We start from the raw sequence: 17572 nt of genomic DNA on the forward strand, positions 1-17572 counted from the left end.
TCCGGTTGCGCTTGCGCCCACCAGTTCCGGGGCGCCACCAGCTTTTTCATTGCAGGCTGCCGCGCCAGCATCGGCGTGCGACGGCCTGTATTGATATTACTAGCAACCAGCGTGGAGTGGCATGCCGAAGTGGGCTGGCGCACGCTTTCAAACACGGAATTTCTTGCGGCGCCGTGCCCGGCACGCAACACGTGGCGGGCCGGCACGCCACACGGGTGCCGCGAGCCGCCCGCGCGTCACACGCGGGCGGTGCGGCCATGTCAGTTTTGCACTGACCGGCTTATGCCGATGCCGCCGCCGATGCCACCGGGCGCCCGCCGAACGGATAGCTCGGATCGGTGTAGCCAGGCGTGGAAGCATGGCCGCGCGGCACGAGCTTATCGACCAGCGCCTCTTCCTGCGCCGAAATCGCGACGTTCACTGCGCCGAAGTAGTCCTCGAACTGCGCCAGCGTGCGCGGCCCGGCGATCACGCTGCTGATGATCGGGTTGGCCAGCACCCAGGCCGTGGCGAACTGGCCCGGCGTGATGCCGCGCCCTTCGGCATGCGCCTTGAGCTGCTGGGCGATGACCAGCGACTCCTCGCGAAACTCGGTTTCCATCATGCGACGGTCCGCCCGGCCGGCGCGGCTGTCCGCGTCCGGCTTCTGGCCCGGCAGGTACTTGCCGGTCAGCACGCCGCGCGCGATCGGGCTGTAGGGCACCACGCCCAGGCCGAAATGTTCGCAGGCCGGCAGGATTTCCACCTCCGGCATCCGGTTCAGCAGGTTGTAGTACGGCTGGCAGGCCACCGGGCGCGGCACGCCCAGGCGGTCGCACAGGTTGGCGATCTCGGCGATACGCCAGCCGCGGAAATTCGACACGGCCCAGTAGCGGATCTTGCCGGCGCGGATCAGGTCGCCCATGGCGCGCACCGGTTCCTCAAGATTGGCGCCGGCGAAGTCGCGGTGCAGGTAGAGGATGTCCACATAGTCGGTGGCCAGCCGGCGCAGGCTGTCTTCCACCTCGCGCAGGATCCACGTACGTGAATAGTTCGACTGGTTCGGACGGCTGCCCATCAGGTTGCCCAGCTTGGTGGCAAGCACCCAGTCGTGGCGGTCGGCGATCAGCAGGCGGCCCACCATCTGCTCGGAACCGCCCTTGCTGTAGACGTCGGCGGTGTCGATGAAATTGACGCCGTGGTCGCGTGCGCTGCCCACGATGCGGGCGGCCTCGGCCTCGTCGGTCTGGTCGGCGAACATCATCGTGCCCAGACACAGGGCGGAAACCTTCAGGTTGCTGGCGCCGAGGCGGCGGTACTGCATGGTGAAATCTGGCATGGCGAATTCCCAGGGTAGTCGAGGCCGAAGCAAAGGGTCTGGCGGCGCCTGCGCGACCGCCAGCGCGCATTGTGCGCCGATGTGGCGGGGCTTGCAGGCGACGCGCCGCTAGAGGCGCTTTCGGGCGCTTTCGGGTGACTTCGGGGCAGTACCCCTGTCGATTCAGGCTTCCACAGGGTGGAATCCGGGCAGTGCCGGCACCCGCTCGGCCAGGAAGGCCAGCAGCGCCCGCGTGCGCGCCGGCTGGTGGCGGCGCGACGGATAGACCAGATAGGCATCCTGCGCCGGACCCTGCCAGCCGGGCAGCACCGGGGTCAGCGCGCCGGTGTCGAGCAGGTCCTGCACGAGCCAGGCCGGCGTCAGGCCAAACCCGGCGCCCGCCAGGAAGCTCTCGCGCATGGCCAGCGAGTTGTTGGCGCGATAGCGGCACGGCGCGTCCACCTTGGCGGCGTTGCCGTGGGTATCGGTCAGCACGATCTCGTCCCCGGCGGCGAGCCAGGTGAAGCGCAGCAGGTCGTGACCGGCCAGATCGGCCGGCTGCCGCACCGGGGCATGGCGCGCGAGGTAGCCCGGGGCGGCCACGAGTCCGCGCGGCGACACCGCGATGCGCCGCGCCACCACATTGGGCGGCAGCGACGCGCCGAGCCGCACCGCTACGTCCACGCCCGCCTCCACCAGATCGACGAAACGGTCGTCGAAGACCAGTTCGACATCGACCTCCGGATACCGGGCGAGGAAATCGAGGATCAGTGCATTGAGCCGCAGCACGCCAAAGCTGACCGGCGCGCTGAGGCGCACCTTGCCCACGGGACGATCCGCCCGGCCGCGCGCATCGGCGGTGGCTTCGGCATAGGCGTCGAGCACGGTCAGGGCATGGGCATAGAAGCGACGGCCGGCCTCGGTCGGCTGCAAGTGGGTGGTGCTGCGCTCGAGCAGCCGCACACCAAGGTCCGCCTCCAGCGCGGCTACGGTTTTGCTGATGGTCGGCTGGGTGCTGTCCAGCTCACGCGCCACGGCGGAGAGGCTGCCCAGCTCCACGGCGCGGGTGAAGACGTGCATCGCCTTGAGGGTGTCCATGTCATTCTTAATTGGAATGATTGATATGCGATTCTGCCGCGTTCTCGTGCGAATCGGAATAGGTGACAGTGGGGCCATTCCCACTTTGATGAGAGTTTTCTGATGTCTGCCTATTCGCTGCTTCGCATGGTTGCCCTGACGGGCTGCATCGCCGCCGGCCCCGCCATGGCCGCCCCGCAATGGGTGCCGACCTGGGTGGCCAGCCAACAACCGGTCTGGCGACCTGATGAACTGCCCTTGCCGACTGGCTTGCCGGCCCGGCTTGATGACCGCACGGTGCGGCAGGTCGCCCGCGTCAGCATCGGCGCGAGTCGGGTGCGCGTGGTGCTATCCAATCAGTACGGCCGGGTGCCGCTGACTGTCGATGCCATCCAGCTCGCTCGTCATGCCGGCGGCGGCGTGATCGATCCGACCACCAATCATGCGGTGACCTTCGCCGGCAAACCCGCGATCTCCATCCCGCCCGGCGCCACGGCGACCAGCGACCCGGTGTCGCTGCCGGTGCCAGCACTGGCCGAGGTGGCGGTCAGCCTCCACCTGCCGGCGCCGGTGCGGATCGCCACCTTCCACTGGGATGGCCGGCAGACCGCCTATATCGCCGATGGCCACCACGTGACGGACGCCGCCCTGCCCCGGCCCGAGACCTTCCAGGCAAGGCTGCTGCTGTCCGCCATCGAGGTGGAAGCCCGCCAGCCGGCGCCCGTCATCGTCGCGCTCGGCGATTCGATCACCGAAGGCAACGGCGCCACGCCCGACGCCAACCGGCGCTGGCCTGACGTTCTCGCCGCCCGGCTGGCCGGGGACGGCATCGCGGTCCTCAACGCGGGCATCTCGGGCGGGCAACTGCTGCGCGCCGGCATGGGCGAAGCGGGCCGCGCGCGCTTCGAGCGCGACGTGCTCGATGTGCCCGGCGTGCAGGCGGTCATCGTCGCGCTGGGCATCAATGACATCGGCTGGCCCGGCTCGACCTTCCTGCCGACGACCCGCTTGCCCGCCGCCCCCGACCTGATCGCCGGCTACCAGTCCCTGATCGACCGCGCGCACCGGCGCGGGGTGCGCGTGATCGGCGCCACGATCACGCCGTTTGCGGACGCGCTGGCTGTGGAAGGGTCGCCGATCCACGGCTACGCCAGCCCGGAGAAGGACGCGCTGCGCCAGCAGGTGAACCACTGGATCCGCACCAGCGGCGCCTTCGATGCCGTAGCGGACTTCGACGCCGCCCTGCGCGCCCCGGCCCGCCCGGACGCCCTGCAGACAGCCTTCGACAGCGGCGACCACCTCCACCCTGGCGACCGGGGCTACGCAGCGATGGCCGGCGCCATCGACCCCGCCGCGCTGTTGCCTGCGCGCCAGCCATGAAAAAAGCCGGCAAGGTTGCCCTTGCCGGCTTTTCTGGCGATGCCTGCCCGCGCTCAGTCTTCGAGCTTCGGCAGCGCGGCGCTGGTCTTGGTCGACAGCAGGCCGCTCTTCGCGTACGTCTGGAGCTTCTCGCGGGTGTCCACGATGTCCAGCGTGCGCATCGTCAGTTGGCCGATGCGGTCCAGCGGCGTGAACATCGATTCGCCCTTTTCCATCGTCAGCCGTTCCGGCTTGTAGGTCAGGTTCGGCGACGTGGTGTTCAGGATCGAGTAGTCGTTGCCACGACGCAGTTCGATGGTCACCTCGCCGGTCACGGCGCCCGCCACCCAGCGCTGGGCGGTTTCGCGCAGCATGATGGCCTGCGGGTCGAACCAGCGGCCCTGGTACAGCAAGCGGCCCAGGCGGCGGCCATTGTCGCGGTACTGCTCGATGGTGTCTTCGTTGTGGATGCCGGTGATCAGGCGCTCGTAGGCGATGAACAGCAGCGCGAGGCCCGGGGCTTCGTAGATGCCGCGGCTCTTGGCCTCGATGATCCGGTTCTCGATCTGGTCGCTCATGCCCAGGCCGTGGCGGCCGCCGATGACATTGGCTTCCATGAACAAGTCCACGCTGTTCGCGAAGGTCTTGCCGTTCAGGGCCACGGGCTGGCCTTCCTCGAAGCGCACGGTCACTTCCTCGCGCTTCACTTCCACGTCATCGCGCCAGAACTGCACGCCCATGATCGGCTGGACGATGCGGATGCCCGAGTTCAGGTGCTCGAGATCCTTGGCCTCGTGCGTGGCGCCAAGCATGTTCGAGTCCGTCGAATACGCCTTTTCGGCCGACATCTTGTAGTCATGGCCGCTCTGGCGCATGAACTCGGACATTTCGGCGCGGCCGCCCAGTTCGTCGATGAACTGCTGGTCCAGCCACGGCTTGTAGATCTGCAGGCCCGGGTTGGTCAGCAGGCCGTAGCGGTAGAAACGCTCGATGTCGTTGCCCTTGAACGTGCTGCCATCGCCCCAGATGTTGACGCCATCGTCCTTCATCGCGGCCACCAGCATCGTGCCGGTCACGGCGCGGCCGATCGGCGTGGTGTTGAAGTACGTCACGCCAGCCGTGGAAATGTGGAATGCACCGCACTGCAGCGCGGCGATCCCTTCGGACACCAGTTGCACGCGGCAATCCACCAGACGCGCTTCTTCGGCGCCGTACGCCTTGGCGCGGCGGGGAATGTCGTCGTAGTCCGGCTCGTCGGGCTGACCCAGGTTGGCCGTGTAGGCGTAGGGAATGGCGCCCTTCTGGCGCATCCAGAGGAGCGCGGCGCTGGTGTCGAGTCCGCCCGAGAAGGCGATTCCGACGCGCTGGCCGGAAGGAATGTGCTGCAGGATGGTAGTCATCGCCAGAAATCTAGGTGAATTTGTCGGCTCTTGGGGCGCTCCCGCGTGAAACCCCCACACGGCAGCCGATGCGGCGCCCGAACTCGTAACCTTGAATTGTGACACGCCCGGGCGGTAGCGCCAAACTGCGGGGCCCGGGCGGGGTTCACTCGGCGCTCAGTCGGCGTCGTCCACGAGCAGGTCCATGGGAACGCCAAGTGCCAGCGCCAGCCGCTGCAGCACGTCCACGGTGCCGTCGCGCTTGCGGTTTTCGATCTGGCTCAGGTAGGGGGTGCTGAGCCCGGCCGCCTGGGCCAATGCCTCCTGGGTCATGCGACGGTAATCGCGCCAGGCCTTGACTGGATGGTCGCCCGCCAACTCCGCGTCGACCACGGCGGCCGGAATGCGTACACCGTCATCGGCCGCCTTGGCACGGTCATACAGGGCTACATCGTCGAGATCCTCGAACAGGTGCTTCACCTTGTCCCAAACGTCGATCGGCACGACTGCAAAGGCCCGCTGGCCATCTTGCTCGATAAATTGGATGTCGGTCATTGATAGGCGCCCCCGCGCGGATTGAGACGGATTCCCCGCCAGCATGTCGATCTTGCTGCGGATCTGGGTGGCAACGTTGCGCGGCATGGCCTTCAAAGCCCGGCGCGCCTGTCTGGAAAGGTCAACTTCATGGACGTGCGTCATATTAGCTTATCGCTAAGTAATCCGCAAATAAAATTAGCAACCGAAATGGACGCTGATTTCATTGCGGTGGGAGTGACGAACGCCAGGGAAGAGGGCGGCTTGTGGACGGGAAGAAATCGGGTCGCCCTGGCATGGAGCGCCTATCCTAGCCCGGTGCCCAGCGTGAAAACGTGTCCGGCGGTGACGGACACGAAAAGTAACAATGTGGACGTTGTCCATTTTATTTGCTAGTCTCTTGTGGACGGCGTACACAAATCGCCGGCCAACGCCAAACCAGGAGATGTCGATGTCCAAGAAAGTCCAGTCCTATCTGTTCTTCGACGGTCGCGCAGAGGAAGCGGCCGAGTTCTACAAGACCGCGCTCGGTGCCAAGGTGGAAATGCTGCTGCGCTTCCGTGACAACCCCGAGCCGCAGGACGCCAGCCCCGGTTGCGGGCCCGGTGCCGGCAACGATGACAAGGTCATGCATATGGCGCTGCAGATTGGGGACACCACGATCATGGCGTCCGATGGCGACTGCAAGGGCCAGACCGCCTTCCAGGGCTTCGCGCTCTCCATCACCGTGCCGGACGCCGCGACGGTCGACAAGACGATTGGCGCGCTGAGCGCGGGCGGCAACGTGGTCATGCCGGCGATGAAGACCTTCTTCTCGGAGCGCTTCGGCATGGTGGCGGACAAGTTCGGCGTGACCTGGATGGTCCTGGTGGCGGCCGAATAGGCGCCGATGGCAGGGTCCCGGCATGGCCGTGCCGTAAAATGCGCGGCCAACCGGAGACATGCCATGGAATCCCGCCTGACCGACCTCGAGATCAAGCTCGCCTTCCAGGAAGACCTGATCGAGACGCTGAACCTGGCCGTCGCGCGCCAGCAGCAGCAACTGGACCTGCTCCAGGCCCAGTTCCGGGCGCTGTACCAGCAGGTCCGGACGAGTGCCTCGGCCGCCGCCGAGTCCAATCCGCAGCATGAGATTCCGCCGCACTATTGAGGCGGCAGCAGCCATGCGGCGCACTCATCACACAGGAACGATGCCCCCCGGGCCCGGTCTGACCGGCAACGATGCCAACCGAACCGAGCCCATGGCCCGTCCCTTGATCAATCGCTTCTTCCACGCCCGCCGCGCGCTGCTGGCCACGGCCGCAGTCGCCGCGCTGGGCAGCTTCGCCCTCGCCCACGCCGCCTACAACGTATGGACGGGCGAGTACACCTTCACCAAGGCCGAGTTGCAGAGTGCCGTCGAGAAACGCTTTCCCACCACGCTGCGCTATGGCGAACTGGTGAGCGTGCAGCTGTCGCACCCGCGCCTGGTGCTGGATGAGGCCACCAACCGCATCACCACGCAGATGGATGCGGCCATCAGCAACACCATCCTGCCGTCCCCGCCGGTCAACGGCACGCTGGCGCTGAACAGCGGCGTGCGCTACGACGCCACGCAGCGTGCCGTGCTGCTCGACAATCCCACGGTCCAGCAGGTACAGGTGCAGGGCATGAGCCAGTACAACGAGCAGCTCAACGCCATCGGCGCGGTGGTGGCGCAGCAGTTGCTGAAGGACTATCCGCTCTATACGTTCAAGCCCGAGGAGCTGCGCTTCAACGGCAAGGACGTGCAGCCGGGCGCGATCACCGTCGCGGCGGACGGTATCCGGGTGAAGCTCGATCTGCGTTAGTCCGAGGTAGTCCGAGCTAACCCGCGCCGGCTTCCAGCCCCAGCGCGGTGGCAAGCGCCGCCAGCGTCGGCCCGATCGGCGCGAGCACCTTCAGCGTCAGCAGGGGATCGGCCCGCGTGGTGCCAAGGTTCAGGGCGGCAATCGGCAAGCCGCGCTCGTGCGCCCAGACGCAGAAGCGATACCCCGAGAACACCGTCAGCGACGAGCCGATCACCAGCATGGCGTCCGCTGCATCGAGCGCCAGCCGCCCGGCCGCCACGCGCTCGCGCGGCACCGATTCGCCGAAGAACACCACATCGGGCTTGAGCAGCCCTTCGCAGCGCTCGCACACCGGCACCGAAAAATTGTCGAATAGCGGCGATTCCAGATGGGCGTCGCCATCGGCCGCCGGCAGGGCCGACACATCGCGGAATTCGGGATTGTGCTGCCACAGCCAGCGCTGGATGTCCGCGCGCGGGTAGCGCGTGGCACAGGACAGGCAGATGACCTGGCCGATGCTGCCGTGCAGCTCGATCACCCCCTGGCTGCCAGCGCGCTGGTGCAGGCCATCCACGTTCTGCGTGACCAGCCCGGCCACGCGCCCGGCATCGCCCAGCCGCGCCACCACGCGATGGCTCACGTTCGGCTGCGCGCCGTCCGCCACGGGCCAGCCGACCATACTGCGCGCCCAGTAGCGCTGGCGCGCCGCGTGGCCGCTCAGGAAGGCGGTGATGGTCATCGGCGCGGAGCGCTGCCACCGGCCCTGCTCGTCGCGGTAGCCCGGAATGCCGGAGTCCGTGCTGATGCCGGCGCCGGTCAGCACAAACAGGCGCGGATGGCGCTGCACGAAGTCGAGAAGGTCTTCCACCGGCCGGGGGTTACGAGGTGGACGATGTAGAAGAGGCCTCGGCGCGCGCAGCCTGGCGCGCCTCCCACGCCCTCAGTTCCTGCCGGTAGCGGTCCATTTCGTCGTTGTAGTAGTCAAAGATGCACGGATCGCAGCCGCTCTGGCAGCACTCGTTGTCGCCAGGGCGCTCGGGCGGGAGCGGACGCGGATCATCGGAAACGGGGGAAGACACGGCTCAAGACCTGAAGGAAATGTTACGGCGCCAGTATATGCCGCCTGTCCGGTTCGGTCCGCGGACCGCCCCTCCGGCGCCGGCCTGATCTGCATCGTTCCAATCCGATGTTGAATTGTTTCGAAGGTGGCCCATCGCGCACACGATTGCGGCGGCAGGCTGCTAGCCTTGTGGCAAGGTTGCCGCCGGCCACCTCTGAGGCGTGGATGATCGGATACGCTGCCATGCGCGTTGCGACGCGACTCCCTTCCCTATGCAGCCTGCTTGCCGCGATGCTGGCCACGCTGGCGGTCGCGCCGGGCCCGGCCACGGCCGAGGAGCCGCCGCCGCAGGGCGGGACCCTCCGCCTGCCCGCCTACACCCCCAGCAACATCGTCCCCGCACCCAATCCGCCGTTCCCCGCGCCCGCCCTCCTCGCCCCGGCCACGCCCGGCGGCACGGTCGAAGGGGCTGCGGCCAAGACCCACCCGGTGGGCCGCCCCAAGATCTGCCTGGTGCTGTCCGGCGGTGGCGCGCGCGGTGCCGCCCATATCGGCGTGCTGAAGGTGCTCGAGGAACTGCGTGTGCCCGTGGACTGCATCGCCGGCACCAGCATGGGCTCGCTGGTCGGCGGCGCGTATGCCAGCGGCATGAGCATCAAGGAAATGGAGGAACTGGTCGGCGGCTTGTCCACCAGCGCGCTCTTCAAGGAACGGCCACCGCGTCAGGATCTGGCCGTCCGCCGCAAGCTGGACGACCACACCAACCTGTTCACGCCCGAGATTGGCGTGCGCGGGGACGGGCTGCTGCTGCCCAAGGGTGCGGTCTCCGGCGTGCAGCTGGAAACGGTGCTGCGCAAGCTCTCCAACACCCCCGGCTATCGGAATTTCGATACCTTGCCGATTCCTTACCGCGCCGTCGCCACCGACCTTGTCGCCGGCACCGCCGTGGTGTTCACCGAGGGCGAGCTGGCGAACGTGATGCGCGCCAGCATGTCCGTGCCCGGCGCCGTGGCGCCCACCGAGTACCAGGGCAAGCTGCTCGTCGATGGCGGCCTGACCGACAACCTGCCCGTGGACGTGGCGCGCGCCATGGGGGCCGACATCGTCATCGCGGTCAACCTCGGCACGCCGCTGATGAAGCGCGAGGACCTGACCTCGCTGATCGGCGTAACCAGCCAGATGCTGAACATCCTGACCGAGCAGAACGTGCGCAGCTCGCTGGCCTCGCTGCGGCCCATGGACATCCTGATCCTGCCCGAACTCGGCGAATTCTCCGCCGGCGACTTCGACCACCTGCCCAAGACCATTCCGATTGGCGAGGAAGCCGCCCGGCGCCAGCACACCCGGCTCGCCGCGCTGGCGATTCCACCCGACGAGTACGCCACCCTGCGCGCCGCGCAGCGCAACCTGGCGCCACCGGACCTGCGCCCCGTGGACGAAATCCGCTTCGCGCCGATGGAGCGCGTGAGCCCCGGGTTTGCCGCCGCGACGATGGAAACCCACCCCGGCGAGCCGATCTCGCAGGCCACGCTGGACCGCGACATGCGCCGGCTGTTCGGCACCGGCGACTTCGAGCACGTGAACTACCGCTTCCTCGAGGAACCGGGCAAGCGCGTGCTCGGCGTGGAAGCCATCGAGAAATCGTACGGGCCCAACTACCTGCGCTTCGGGCTCGGCCTCAGTTCCGACTTCCGCGGCGACGCCTACTTCAACCTGCTGGCGAGCTACCGCCGCACGTGGATCAACTCGCTCGGCGCCGAATGGCGCACGGACGCCCAGGTGGGCCAGACCTCCAGCCTGACCAGCGAGTTCTACCAGCCGCTCGACACCCGCCAGCTGTTCTTCATCGCCCCGCGCTTCGAACTGGAACGCCGCCCCATCAATGTCTTCAGCGGCAGCCAGCGGATCGCCCAGTACGACCTGCGCCGCACGGACCTGGCGCTGGATGTAGGCACGCAGATCACCAAATATGGCGAGGGACGCCTGGGCTTCGTGCTCGGCCACCAGAACGCGTCGCTCTCCACCGGGCCGGCGTTCCTGGACCCGGGCCATGAAAGCATCGAGCGCCGTGCCTTCACGGCCCGGATACTGGTGGATCAGGTCGACAGCATCAACTTCCCGCGCTTCGGCTACGGGGCGACGATGAACGTCTACTCGTCGCAAGGCGCAATGGGCGCCACCGACACCTATACCAAGGGCGACCTGACGGCCACCTATGCGCACTCCTTCGGCAACAACACCATCAACTTTGGCGTGCGGGCGGGCTCCAACCTGGGCGGGCCGGCGCTGCCGCCGTACGCGATGTTCCAGTGGGGCGGCTTCCTGCAGCAGTCCGGCTACTCCACCGGGCAGCTGATTGGCGGCAATATCCAGTTCGCGCGGATGGTCTACTACAACAAGCTCGTGCGGCAGACCTTCCTCGAAGGGGTCTACGCCGGGTTCTCGCTGGAGGTCGGCCGCGTAGGCGATCCGCTGGTACCGGGCAACCCCACCGGGGTGCTCAAGTCGGGGGCCGCCTTCCTCGGCCTGGACAGCCCGATCGGGCCGTTCTACCTCGCCTATGGCCGCGCGGCAGGCGGTCAGTACGCGTTCTACCTGTTCCTGGGCAAGCCTTAGGGACACTCAGGGGACAAATCCTGCGGAGATGTGACGGCCCTAGCGCAAAGTGCGCTACGGCCAACCCCCACCGAGGTGGCATGTCGGCAGGAAGTGCCGCTGCCTATACTGGCCTCGTCGTTGGGACCCCCGTCCCGGACGACACCCCTTACCCAGTCGCCGCCCCAATCGGCGACATTTTTTTGGGCGAATCCCGGCAGGCCCCGCCGTGGGACGTTAAGATGCGCGATTATCGAACGCCCCCCGCATCGTATTTCCTGCCGAATTCCCATATGGACGCCCCCGCCCCCATCAGCCTCAAGCCTGCACAGGCCGACTCCGTCCGCGCCGCCCGGCCGCCGGCCGACATCCTGTCCAGCTTCGCCGGCGACCCGAATTTCATGCTGTCGCTGGCGCGCGGGCTGACGGTGCTGGAGGCTTTCTCCGAGCGCAAGCGCCCACTCACTATCTCGCAGGTGGCGCAGCGCACGCAGTTGTCGCGCGCCTCGGTGCGGCGCTGTCTCTATACGCTGGAGCAGTTGGGCTACGTGAGCCAGCAGGATGGGCACTTCGCGCTGCGGCCGCGCGTGCTCCATCTGGGGCACGCGTATTTCTCCTCGACGTCGCTGGTCTCGGCGGCGCAGCCCATCCTCGACAACCTGAGCACGCGCATCCACGAGACCTCGGCCCTGGCCATTCTCGACGGCACGGACATCCTCTACCTGGTGCGCTCGGAAGTGCAACGTGTGCTGACTCACGCACTTGGAATGGGGAGCCGGCTGCCGGCCTATTGCACGTCCACGGGCCGGCTGCTGCTGGCCCACCAGCCCGAGGCAGTGCTCGAGGCGTTCTTCGAACATGCCGAACTGCGTCCGCGCACCTTGCAGACCAAGATCTCGCGCACGGAACTGGAAGCAGCCTTCCGGCGCGCACGGGAACTGGAATACGTGCTGATCGACGAGGAACTGGAACCGGGTTTGCGGGCGATTGCCGTACCGGTGCGGTCGCTCTCGGGCACCGTGGTGGCGGCCATCAGCGTCAGCGTGAAGGCCACCCGGGTGTCCGAGGCGGAGATGGTGGCGCGGCTGCTGACCCCCATGCGGGAGGCCGCCGTTGCCATCGGGAAGTTGATCGGGACTTAAGCGTCCGGATCAGGGGGGCGATGCCGAAAAATCAGCCCCGGTGCGCCAGTTCGAGCTGGAACACCAGCCGCTGGAGGAAGTTCTCCATGCGGCCATCCGGGTTCAGGAAGGCGCAGCCGTAGTGGTGCACGGTGTTGTCGTCGAAGCCGACCAGCCAGTGGCCCACCACCTGCATGTCCAGTTCCAGCCGGCCCAGTTCGGCAAAATCCAGCACACACTTCTTGACGACCGTGCCCACCGGCAATTGGTCAGCGCCCACCGAGCGCGAGCGCAGGCCCGCGCCGGACAGCGACAGATCGGCAATATCGAGGTGCAGCGTGCGCTTGTCGGCCGTCTCCGGCAGATGGATCTGGCAGCGGTAGCCCTTGGTCAGCAGCGTGCGCGCGCGGAAATGGCGGCGGCGCTGGAAGTGGTAGAGCTTGTCCGGGAAATCGGCGATGAAGGCCGGCCCGCCCTCGAAGCGCGTGGCGCCGGGCACGCCGACCACGAAGTTCACAGGCACGCCGCGCAGCAGTCCCGAGAACGCATTCTTGTCCGAGGCCATCAGCGCCTGGCGCTCCGCATCCGCGCGGCACCAGTCGAAGATAAAGGTGCGGTTGGCCGGATCCACGTGCAGGATCGACGTCACGATCTCAGAGCCGCGCGCCGAACGTACGTTCAGCAGGCACTTCTGCCAGGCCAGGTCGCGCAGGACCGTGCCGATCTGCGAGCTATGCGTGAGCCGGTAGCGTTCGTCCGAATGCGAGCCTTCCTGCTCGTCAGGTTCGCCCTCGATCTGGGACCGGTTTTGGGCCTGCTCGGGCCCTCGGGAATCTTGGACACTCATGGGGAATACGCTACGTCGAAAGTGGTTACTCGCCGTCTTGCCTGGGGCGGGCAACGCTTGTGGATCTGGCGGCGGCCAGCGCCGCATGGTAAGCGCCGCCCGGGGATGGCGCAAGTCATGCCTAGGCCTTCGGCAAAATACGACGTAACTTTAGCAACCGACTTCCGGGGGGTAGCGGTTGCAAGGCCTTTTCAGCCGGTTTCCATCTCCGCGCGGAGCCAGCCGTGCAGGGCCTCCAGCCGGGCATCCTGGGCGAACGGCGCCGGCGAAATCAGGTGGTAGGACGACCCGTCCGGTACAAACCCCAACGGTGCGGCCAGCCGGCCATCGGCGAGTTCGTCGGCCGCCATCAGCCGCGACGCCATGGCCCAGCCCAGGCCGGCCGCAGCCGCCTGCAGGCTCAGGTAGAAGTGTTCATACCACGGGTCTGATCGGCCGATCTGGACGGTGGGACCGGTTTTTTCATCCCCTTTGAGTTGCTGCCAGCGTTGCCAGGCATCGGGCCGGGTGCGGGTGTGGAGGCGCGTGACCGCCGCCGGGTCAGCCGTGGCCAGGTCCGGCCGGCAGACCGGCCCGACGCGCTCCAGCGCCAGTTCGCGCGTGTGCCAGCGCGCATCGAACGGGAAATCGTTGCGGCGCAGCGCTACATCCACCCCGCTTCTCCGGAAATCGATCGGCCCGCCCGCCGCCATCAGGTGCAACGCGATGTCCGGATGAGCGTCGGCAAAGCGCGACAGCCTTGGAATCAGCCAGCGCATGGCGATGGTCGGCTCGCACGACAGCACCAGCGCGGCCCGGGGCGCCGGCGCGCGGATCCGGGCGACCGCCTCCGCCAGCCCGGCCAGAGATTGCGTGGCGGCAACGTGGAGCGTGCGGCCGGCCTCGGTGAGGAAGACCGCGCGGTTCCGGCGCTCGAACAGCGGCACACCCAGCGCCTCTTCCAATTGGCGGATCTGGCGGCTGATGGCGCCGTGCGTCAGGTGGAGTTCGTCAGCGGCGCGCACAAAGCTGCCAAGCCGCGCGGCGGCCTCGAAGAACCGGATCGCGCCCAGCCAGTGCATCGGCGGCAAATCGCTCATCTGTCAGATTTCCTCACCATTTTCGGCGAGTATATATCGGTTGTCTGGCTTGTTCCCTCTGGCGAGAATGGCGGCGCGATCCCCCTCCCATCGAACCGGAAAACTGACCGATATGTCACCTCTTGCCGAAGCGCTGGCCGTCGCCAGCATCACCCTCCTCGCCGTGATCAGTCCCGGCCCCGACTTCGCCATGGTCACGCGCAACAGCTACCTGTTCGGCCGGCGCACCGGGCTGCTATGCGCGCTGGGCATCGCGCTCGGGGTGCAGGTGCACGTCTGCTACACCATGTTCGGCGTGGCGATGCTGATCGAGCACGCGCACGGCTGGCTGACGGCGGTGAAGCTGCTCGGCGCGGCCTATCTGATCTGGATCGGCATCAAGACCTTGCGCAACCGCACGCCGCTGACGGTGGATACCGGGGACAACGCGCGCGAGGCGCCCAGGCTCTCCGCCTGGGCTTCGCTGCGGATGGGATTCCTGACCAATGCGCTCAATCCCAAGACCACGCTGTTCGTGGTCAGCACCTACACACAGGTGGTGGATGCCCATACCCCGTGGGCGGTGCAGCTCGGCTACGGGCTGTTCATGTCCGTGGCGCACTGGGCGTGGTTCAGCCTCGTGGCGTGGGGCTTCGGCGCGGCGCCGCTGCGCGCCGCGATGCTGCGCCGGCAGGGTTTGATCGACAAGACGCTCGGCTCGGCGCTGTGCGGGCTGGGGGTGGCGCTGGGGCTCAGCAACCTGGGGCGATAGCGGCCAGCGGGTAGGCGGCGCGCGGCACATGGCGCGCGCCCTCCGGGCTCAGAAAACTCTCAAACAGGACGAAGCGGTCGGCGGTCCACGCTGGCAGGGTCAGGTCGTGCTGCGCGGCGAGCCAGTCGCGCAGCACCGCCTCCGGCAGGCCCGGACGGCAGCGCGCCACGGTCAGGTGCGGATGGAAGCGACGGCGCTCGCGCGCGATGCCGACGTCGGCCAGCGCGGCCTCAATGTCGTCGAATAGCGCGGTCAGGTGATCATCGTGCGCCAGTCCGGCCCACAGCACGGCACCCTGCCCGCCTCGGAAGCGCCCGACGCCCTGGACCTGCATCGTCAACGGCGGCGCCTGCATGGCCTCCAACGCCTTGCCGATACGCGCGGCACAGTCTTCGTCCTGATCGCCAAGGAATCGCAGCGTCAGGTGCAACTGCCCGGGCGGCACGGGCCGCACGCCGCGATGCACGGGCAGCGTATGCAGCAGGCCCGCCGCCACAGCGGGCGGCGTGTCGATGGCGATGAACAGCCGGGCCAAAGCCAGAAATCAGCCGAACGCCAGCGCCGACTGCAAGCCCTGCGCGCGCGGCGCCACGACGTCGCGATCCACGCCCCGGACGCCCTCCAGCCGCAGCAGCGCCCGCTTGCGGTCCACGCCGCCGGCATAGCCGGTCAGCGCGCCCGACGCACCGAGCACCCGATGGCAAGGCACGATGACCGAGAGCGGATTGCGCCCGACGGCGCCCCCCACCGCGCGCGAGTGCGCCGGTGGCAGCCCGAGGCCGGCGCCAAGCTGCCCGTACGTCGATGTATCGCCAAATTCGATGTCGCACAGCGCCTGCCAGATGCGCTGCTGAAAGGCGCTGCCGATAAAGCGGATGGGCACCGCGAAGGTCTGTAGCGCACCGTCGAAATAGGCGGCCAGCTCTTGCGCCGCCTGGTCCAGCACGCGCTGGTCGGCCGCCGATGCGATATAGGTCGCGGGCGCGCCGGCGGGGTAATACTTCTGCCCGGAGAAGAACATGCCGGTCAGCGCGCCGTCGTCGGCCCGCAATAGTATTTCCCTGAGAGGACTGTCGATGATTTGATAGCTGGTCATGCTGCCTGCTCCTTGCTGTGATCTTCGGATACTTCTTCCATGGGCTCGCCGGACGCGGGCGGCGTGCCATAGCGATGCCAGAGATGAATCGCCGCGTAGGCGCGCCATGGCGCCCAATGCGCGGTTCGATCGTGCATCGCGCGCACCGTGCTCACGGCGAGCACCTTGCGCAGCGCGTAGTCGGTGGCCGGAAAGGCGTCCGGCCAGCCCAGCGCGCGCATGGCGATGTACTGCGCGGTCCAGTCGCCGATGCCGTCGATCTCGCGCAGCCGGGCCACGGTCTCCTCGGGCGGCGCAAGCGGATCGAGCGCGATGTCGCCTGAGACGATGCTGAGCGCCAGCGCGCGGATCGTGCGCAGCTTGCCCGGCGTCACGCCGGCCTCGCGGTAGATCTCGTCGGGCAGGTCGGCCAGCGCCTGCGCGGTCGGGAAGACGTGCGTCAGCGGCGGCTGGCCGGCCAAGGCGGGCAGCCCGGCCAGTGCCTCGGGCGGCAAGGGCTCGCCGGCCAGCGCCACCAGCCGCGTGAGAATCCGCCGCGCCTGGATCACGGAAATCACCTGGCCGACGATCGCCCGCACGGCAATCTCGAAGCCATCGAACGTGCCCGGCAGGCGCATGCCCGGCACATCGGCGGCAAGGTCGCCCAGATGGCGATCCACCACGTCCGGCCGACAACCGAGGTCGCACAGCCGCCGCACCTTGCCGAGGGATTGCGGAATCGCGTGGGCCAGCGTGCCGGAGAGCGTCACGCGCAGCACCGTGCGCTTCGGCACATGCTCCAGCCGCACCCAGCCGAGGTGGCGCTGCGCGCCCACGTCAACGGCCAGCGTGCGGAGGTAGACATCCCCTCGTACTTGTTCGACACCGTCCACGACACGCACGCCGAGGAAGGCCAGCAGCGCGGACCACGCCAGCGGCGGGCGGTAGCCCAGCTCGAACACGAGCTGGTCGGCCATGCCCTCGGCGGCGCGGCGGCGCATGGCGAGCGGCGTCAGGCCGTAGCGCTGGCGCAGCACGTCGTTGAAGCGCCGCACGCTGCCAAAACCCGCCGCCAGCGCCACTTGCGTAACGGGCAGCGTGGTGTCGGTCAGCAGCCGCTTGGCCAGCAGCAGCTTCTGCGTCTGGGCGTATTCGAGTACCGAGACGCCGAACTGCGCATCGAACAGGCGCCGCAAGTGACGTTCCGTCACCCCGATGCGCTTGGCGAGTTGCGCCACGCCGGCCTCGGCCATGAAGCCTTCGTCGATCAGCGTGGCCGCGGCCTGCGCAAGCCGGCCGGAAATATCGGCCAGCCCGTGCCCGGGTGCCAGTTCCGGCCGGCAGCGCAGGCAGGGCCGGAAGCCGTGCTTCTCGGCCGAGGCGGCGGTGTCGTAGAACGTGCAGTTCTCGCGCCGGGGCGTGCGCACCGCGCAGATCGGCCGGCAATAGATGCCCGTGGACGACACGCCGACGAAAAACCGTCCGTCGAAGCGCCGGTCGTGCGAGGCGACTGCCTTGTAGCAGGTGTCTGGATCGAGGTTCATGGGAAGCATCCTACCGCTTCCGGCGCCGGGAAATACGCTGGAATCG

General features: G+C 67.8%; 18 protein-coding genes. 7 read left to right on the forward strand and 11 right to left on the reverse strand.

Annotated elements, in window-relative coordinates; genetic code table 11:
• Positions 1 to 280 precede the first annotated feature (280 nt).
• Both BM115_RS26190 and BM115_RS26195 read right to left on the reverse strand, forming a co-directional pair.
• Entirely contained in the window at positions 281 to 1318 is a 1038-nt protein-coding gene (locus BM115_RS26190) for an aldo/keto reductase (protein WP_092301620.1), read from the reverse strand.
• 162 nt (positions 1319 to 1480) lie between these two features.
• Positions 1481 to 2395, reverse strand: a complete 915-nt coding sequence (locus BM115_RS26195; protein ID WP_092301623.1) for a LysR family transcriptional regulator — start codon at positions 2393 to 2395, stop codon at positions 1481 to 1483.
• Between the two features lie 102 nt (positions 2396 to 2497).
• On the opposite strand from BM115_RS26195, the gene BM115_RS26200 reads away from it, so the two are divergent.
• Entirely contained in the window at positions 2498 to 3754 is a 1257-nt protein-coding gene (locus tag BM115_RS26200; RefSeq protein ID WP_092301626.1) for an SGNH/GDSL hydrolase family protein, read from the forward strand.
• A 53-nt stretch (positions 3755 to 3807) separates the two neighbouring features.
• Here the strand turns inward: BM115_RS26200 and argG are convergent, their stop codons facing one another.
• Together argG and BM115_RS26210 are read right to left on the reverse strand one after the other, a co-directional pair.
• Positions 3808 to 5133 carry an argininosuccinate synthase gene (gene argG, locus BM115_RS26205; RefSeq protein ID WP_092301629.1) on the reverse strand — a complete coding sequence of 442 codons (1326 nt, stop codon included), beginning with the start codon at positions 5131 to 5133 and terminating at the stop codon, positions 3808 to 3810.
• A gap of 156 nt (positions 5134 to 5289) precedes the next feature.
• Entirely contained in the window at positions 5290 to 5811 is a 522-nt protein-coding gene (locus tag BM115_RS26210; protein WP_255371003.1) for a helix-turn-helix domain-containing protein, read from the reverse strand.
• A gap of 286 nt (positions 5812 to 6097) precedes the next feature.
• On the opposite strand from BM115_RS26210, the gene BM115_RS26215 reads away from it, so the two are divergent.
• The 3 genes from BM115_RS26215 to BM115_RS26225 all read left to right on the forward strand — a co-directional run bounded on the left by BM115_RS26215 (position 6098) and on the right by BM115_RS26225 (position 7475).
• Positions 6098 to 6529: a VOC family protein gene (locus tag BM115_RS26215; protein WP_092301632.1), complete on the forward strand. Its 432-nt coding sequence runs from the start codon at positions 6098 to 6100 to the stop codon at positions 6527 to 6529.
• 63 nt (positions 6530 to 6592) lie between these two features.
• Positions 6593 to 6796: a SlyX family protein gene (locus BM115_RS26220; protein WP_092301635.1), complete on the forward strand. Its 204-nt coding sequence runs from the start codon at positions 6593 to 6595 to the stop codon at positions 6794 to 6796.
• A gap of 91 nt (positions 6797 to 6887) precedes the next feature.
• Positions 6888 to 7475 carry a DUF1439 domain-containing protein gene (locus tag BM115_RS26225; protein WP_092301687.1) on the forward strand — a complete coding sequence of 196 codons (588 nt, stop codon included), beginning with the start codon at positions 6888 to 6890 and terminating at the stop codon, positions 7473 to 7475.
• A 16-nt stretch (positions 7476 to 7491) separates the two neighbouring features.
• On the opposite strand, the gene BM115_RS26230 is transcribed toward BM115_RS26225, so the two are convergent.
• Both BM115_RS26230 and BM115_RS26235 read right to left on the reverse strand, forming a co-directional pair.
• Positions 7492 to 8322: an NAD-dependent protein deacetylase gene (locus BM115_RS26230; RefSeq protein WP_092301638.1), complete on the reverse strand. Its 831-nt coding sequence runs from the start codon at positions 8320 to 8322 to the stop codon at positions 7492 to 7494.
• A 10-nt stretch (positions 8323 to 8332) separates the two neighbouring features.
• Positions 8333 to 8533, reverse strand: a complete 201-nt coding sequence (locus BM115_RS26235; protein ID WP_092301641.1) for an oxidoreductase-like domain-containing protein — start codon at positions 8531 to 8533, stop codon at positions 8333 to 8335.
• Positions 8534 to 8757: 224 nt separating this feature from the next.
• On the opposite strand from BM115_RS26235, the gene BM115_RS26240 reads away from it, so the two are divergent.
• Positions 8758 to 11130, forward strand: coding sequence for a patatin-like phospholipase family protein (locus BM115_RS26240; RefSeq protein WP_255371004.1), 2373 nt, complete (start codon positions 8758 to 8760; stop codon positions 11128 to 11130).
• 272 nt (positions 11131 to 11402) lie between these two features.
• Positions 11403 to 12251 (forward strand): IclR family transcriptional regulator domain-containing protein, encoded by an 849-nt coding sequence (locus BM115_RS26245; RefSeq protein WP_092301644.1) that lies wholly within the window; start codon positions 11403 to 11405, stop codon positions 12249 to 12251.
• A gap of 31 nt (positions 12252 to 12282) precedes the next feature.
• Here the strand turns inward: BM115_RS26245 and BM115_RS26250 are convergent, their stop codons facing one another.
• Positions 12283 to 13077: a flagellar brake protein gene (locus BM115_RS26250; RefSeq protein WP_092301647.1), complete on the reverse strand. Its 795-nt coding sequence runs from the start codon at positions 13075 to 13077 to the stop codon at positions 12283 to 12285.
• A gap of 191 nt (positions 13078 to 13268) precedes the next feature.
• Entirely contained in the window at positions 13269 to 14138 is an 870-nt protein-coding gene (locus tag BM115_RS26255) for a LysR substrate-binding domain-containing protein (RefSeq protein WP_092301693.1), read from the reverse strand.
• Positions 14139 to 14268: 130 nt separating this feature from the next.
• Between BM115_RS26255 and BM115_RS26260 the strand changes: the two genes are divergently transcribed.
• Entirely contained in the window at positions 14269 to 14907 is a 639-nt protein-coding gene (locus BM115_RS26260) for a LysE family translocator (protein WP_092301650.1), read from the forward strand.
• Here the strand turns inward: BM115_RS26260 and thpR are convergent.
• Genes thpR through BM115_RS26275 form a run of 3 tightly spaced genes read right to left on the reverse strand, consistent with a single transcriptional unit; the run spans position 14888 to position 17526 of the window.
• Positions 14888 to 15442 carry an RNA 2',3'-cyclic phosphodiesterase gene (gene thpR / locus BM115_RS26265; RefSeq protein ID WP_092301653.1) on the reverse strand — a complete coding sequence of 185 codons (555 nt, stop codon included), beginning with the start codon at positions 15440 to 15442 and terminating at the stop codon, positions 14888 to 14890. The two genes, BM115_RS26260 and thpR, sit on opposite strands and share 20 nt — an antisense overlap.
• 9 nt (positions 15443 to 15451) lie before the next feature.
• Positions 15452 to 16003 (reverse strand): methylated-DNA--[protein]-cysteine S-methyltransferase, encoded by a 552-nt coding sequence (locus BM115_RS26270; RefSeq protein ID WP_092301655.1) that lies wholly within the window; start codon positions 16001 to 16003, stop codon positions 15452 to 15454.
• Entirely contained in the window at positions 16000 to 17526 is a 1527-nt protein-coding gene (locus BM115_RS26275) for a DNA-3-methyladenine glycosylase 2 family protein (RefSeq protein WP_092301657.1), read from the reverse strand. The genes BM115_RS26270 and BM115_RS26275 overlap by 4 nt, the downstream gene beginning before the upstream one ends.
• Between the last annotated feature and the right edge of the window lie 46 nt (positions 17527 to 17572).

It is taken from the genome of Cupriavidus sp. OV096, from assembly GCF_900115455.1.
GTDB lineage: Bacteria > Pseudomonadota > Gammaproteobacteria > Burkholderiales > Burkholderiaceae > Cupriavidus.

What these genes read in the sequence shown, in the direction of transcription:
- BM115_RS26220 (WP_092301635.1), top strand. Translation starts at nt 6,593, where the DNA reads ATGGAATCCCGCCTGACCGACCTCGAGATCAAGCTCGCCTTCCAGGAA.
- BM115_RS26255 (WP_092301693.1), bottom strand. Translation starts at nt 14,138, where the DNA reads ATGCACTGGCTGGGCGCGATCCGGTTCTTCGAGGCCGCCGCGCGGCTT.
- BM115_RS26215 (WP_092301632.1), top strand. Translation starts at nt 6,098, where the DNA reads ATGTCCAAGAAAGTCCAGTCCTATCTGTTCTTCGACGGTCGCGCAGAG.
- BM115_RS26225 (WP_092301687.1), top strand. Translation starts at nt 6,888, where the DNA reads ATGGCCCGTCCCTTGATCAATCGCTTCTTCCACGCCCGCCGCGCGCTG.
- BM115_RS26190 (WP_092301620.1), bottom strand. Translation starts at nt 1,318, where the DNA reads ATGCCAGATTTCACCATGCAGTACCGCCGCCTCGGCGCCAGCAACCTG.
- BM115_RS26275 (WP_092301657.1), bottom strand. Translation starts at nt 17,526, where the DNA reads ATGAACCTCGATCCAGACACCTGCTACAAGGCAGTCGCCTCGCACGAC.
- BM115_RS26240 (WP_255371004.1), top strand. Translation starts at nt 8,758, where the DNA reads ATGCGCGTTGCGACGCGACTCCCTTCCCTATGCAGCCTGCTTGCCGCG.
- BM115_RS26270 (WP_092301655.1), bottom strand. Translation starts at nt 16,003, where the DNA reads ATGACCAGCTATCAAATCATCGACAGTCCTCTCAGGGAAATACTATTG.
- BM115_RS26250 (WP_092301647.1), bottom strand. Translation starts at nt 13,077, where the DNA reads ATGAGTGTCCAAGATTCCCGAGGGCCCGAGCAGGCCCAAAACCGGTCC.
- BM115_RS26210 (WP_255371003.1), bottom strand. Translation starts at nt 5,811, where the DNA reads ATGACGCACGTCCATGAAGTTGACCTTTCCAGACAGGCGCGCCGGGCT.
- argG (WP_092301629.1), bottom strand. Translation starts at nt 5,133, where the DNA reads ATGACTACCATCCTGCAGCACATTCCTTCCGGCCAGCGCGTCGGAATC.
- BM115_RS26195 (WP_092301623.1), bottom strand. Translation starts at nt 2,395, where the DNA reads ATGGACACCCTCAAGGCGATGCACGTCTTCACCCGCGCCGTGGAGCTG.
- BM115_RS26260 (WP_092301650.1), top strand. Translation starts at nt 14,269, where the DNA reads ATGTCACCTCTTGCCGAAGCGCTGGCCGTCGCCAGCATCACCCTCCTC.
- BM115_RS26200 (WP_092301626.1), top strand. Translation starts at nt 2,498, where the DNA reads ATGTCTGCCTATTCGCTGCTTCGCATGGTTGCCCTGACGGGCTGCATC.
- BM115_RS26245 (WP_092301644.1), top strand. Translation starts at nt 11,403, where the DNA reads ATGGACGCCCCCGCCCCCATCAGCCTCAAGCCTGCACAGGCCGACTCC.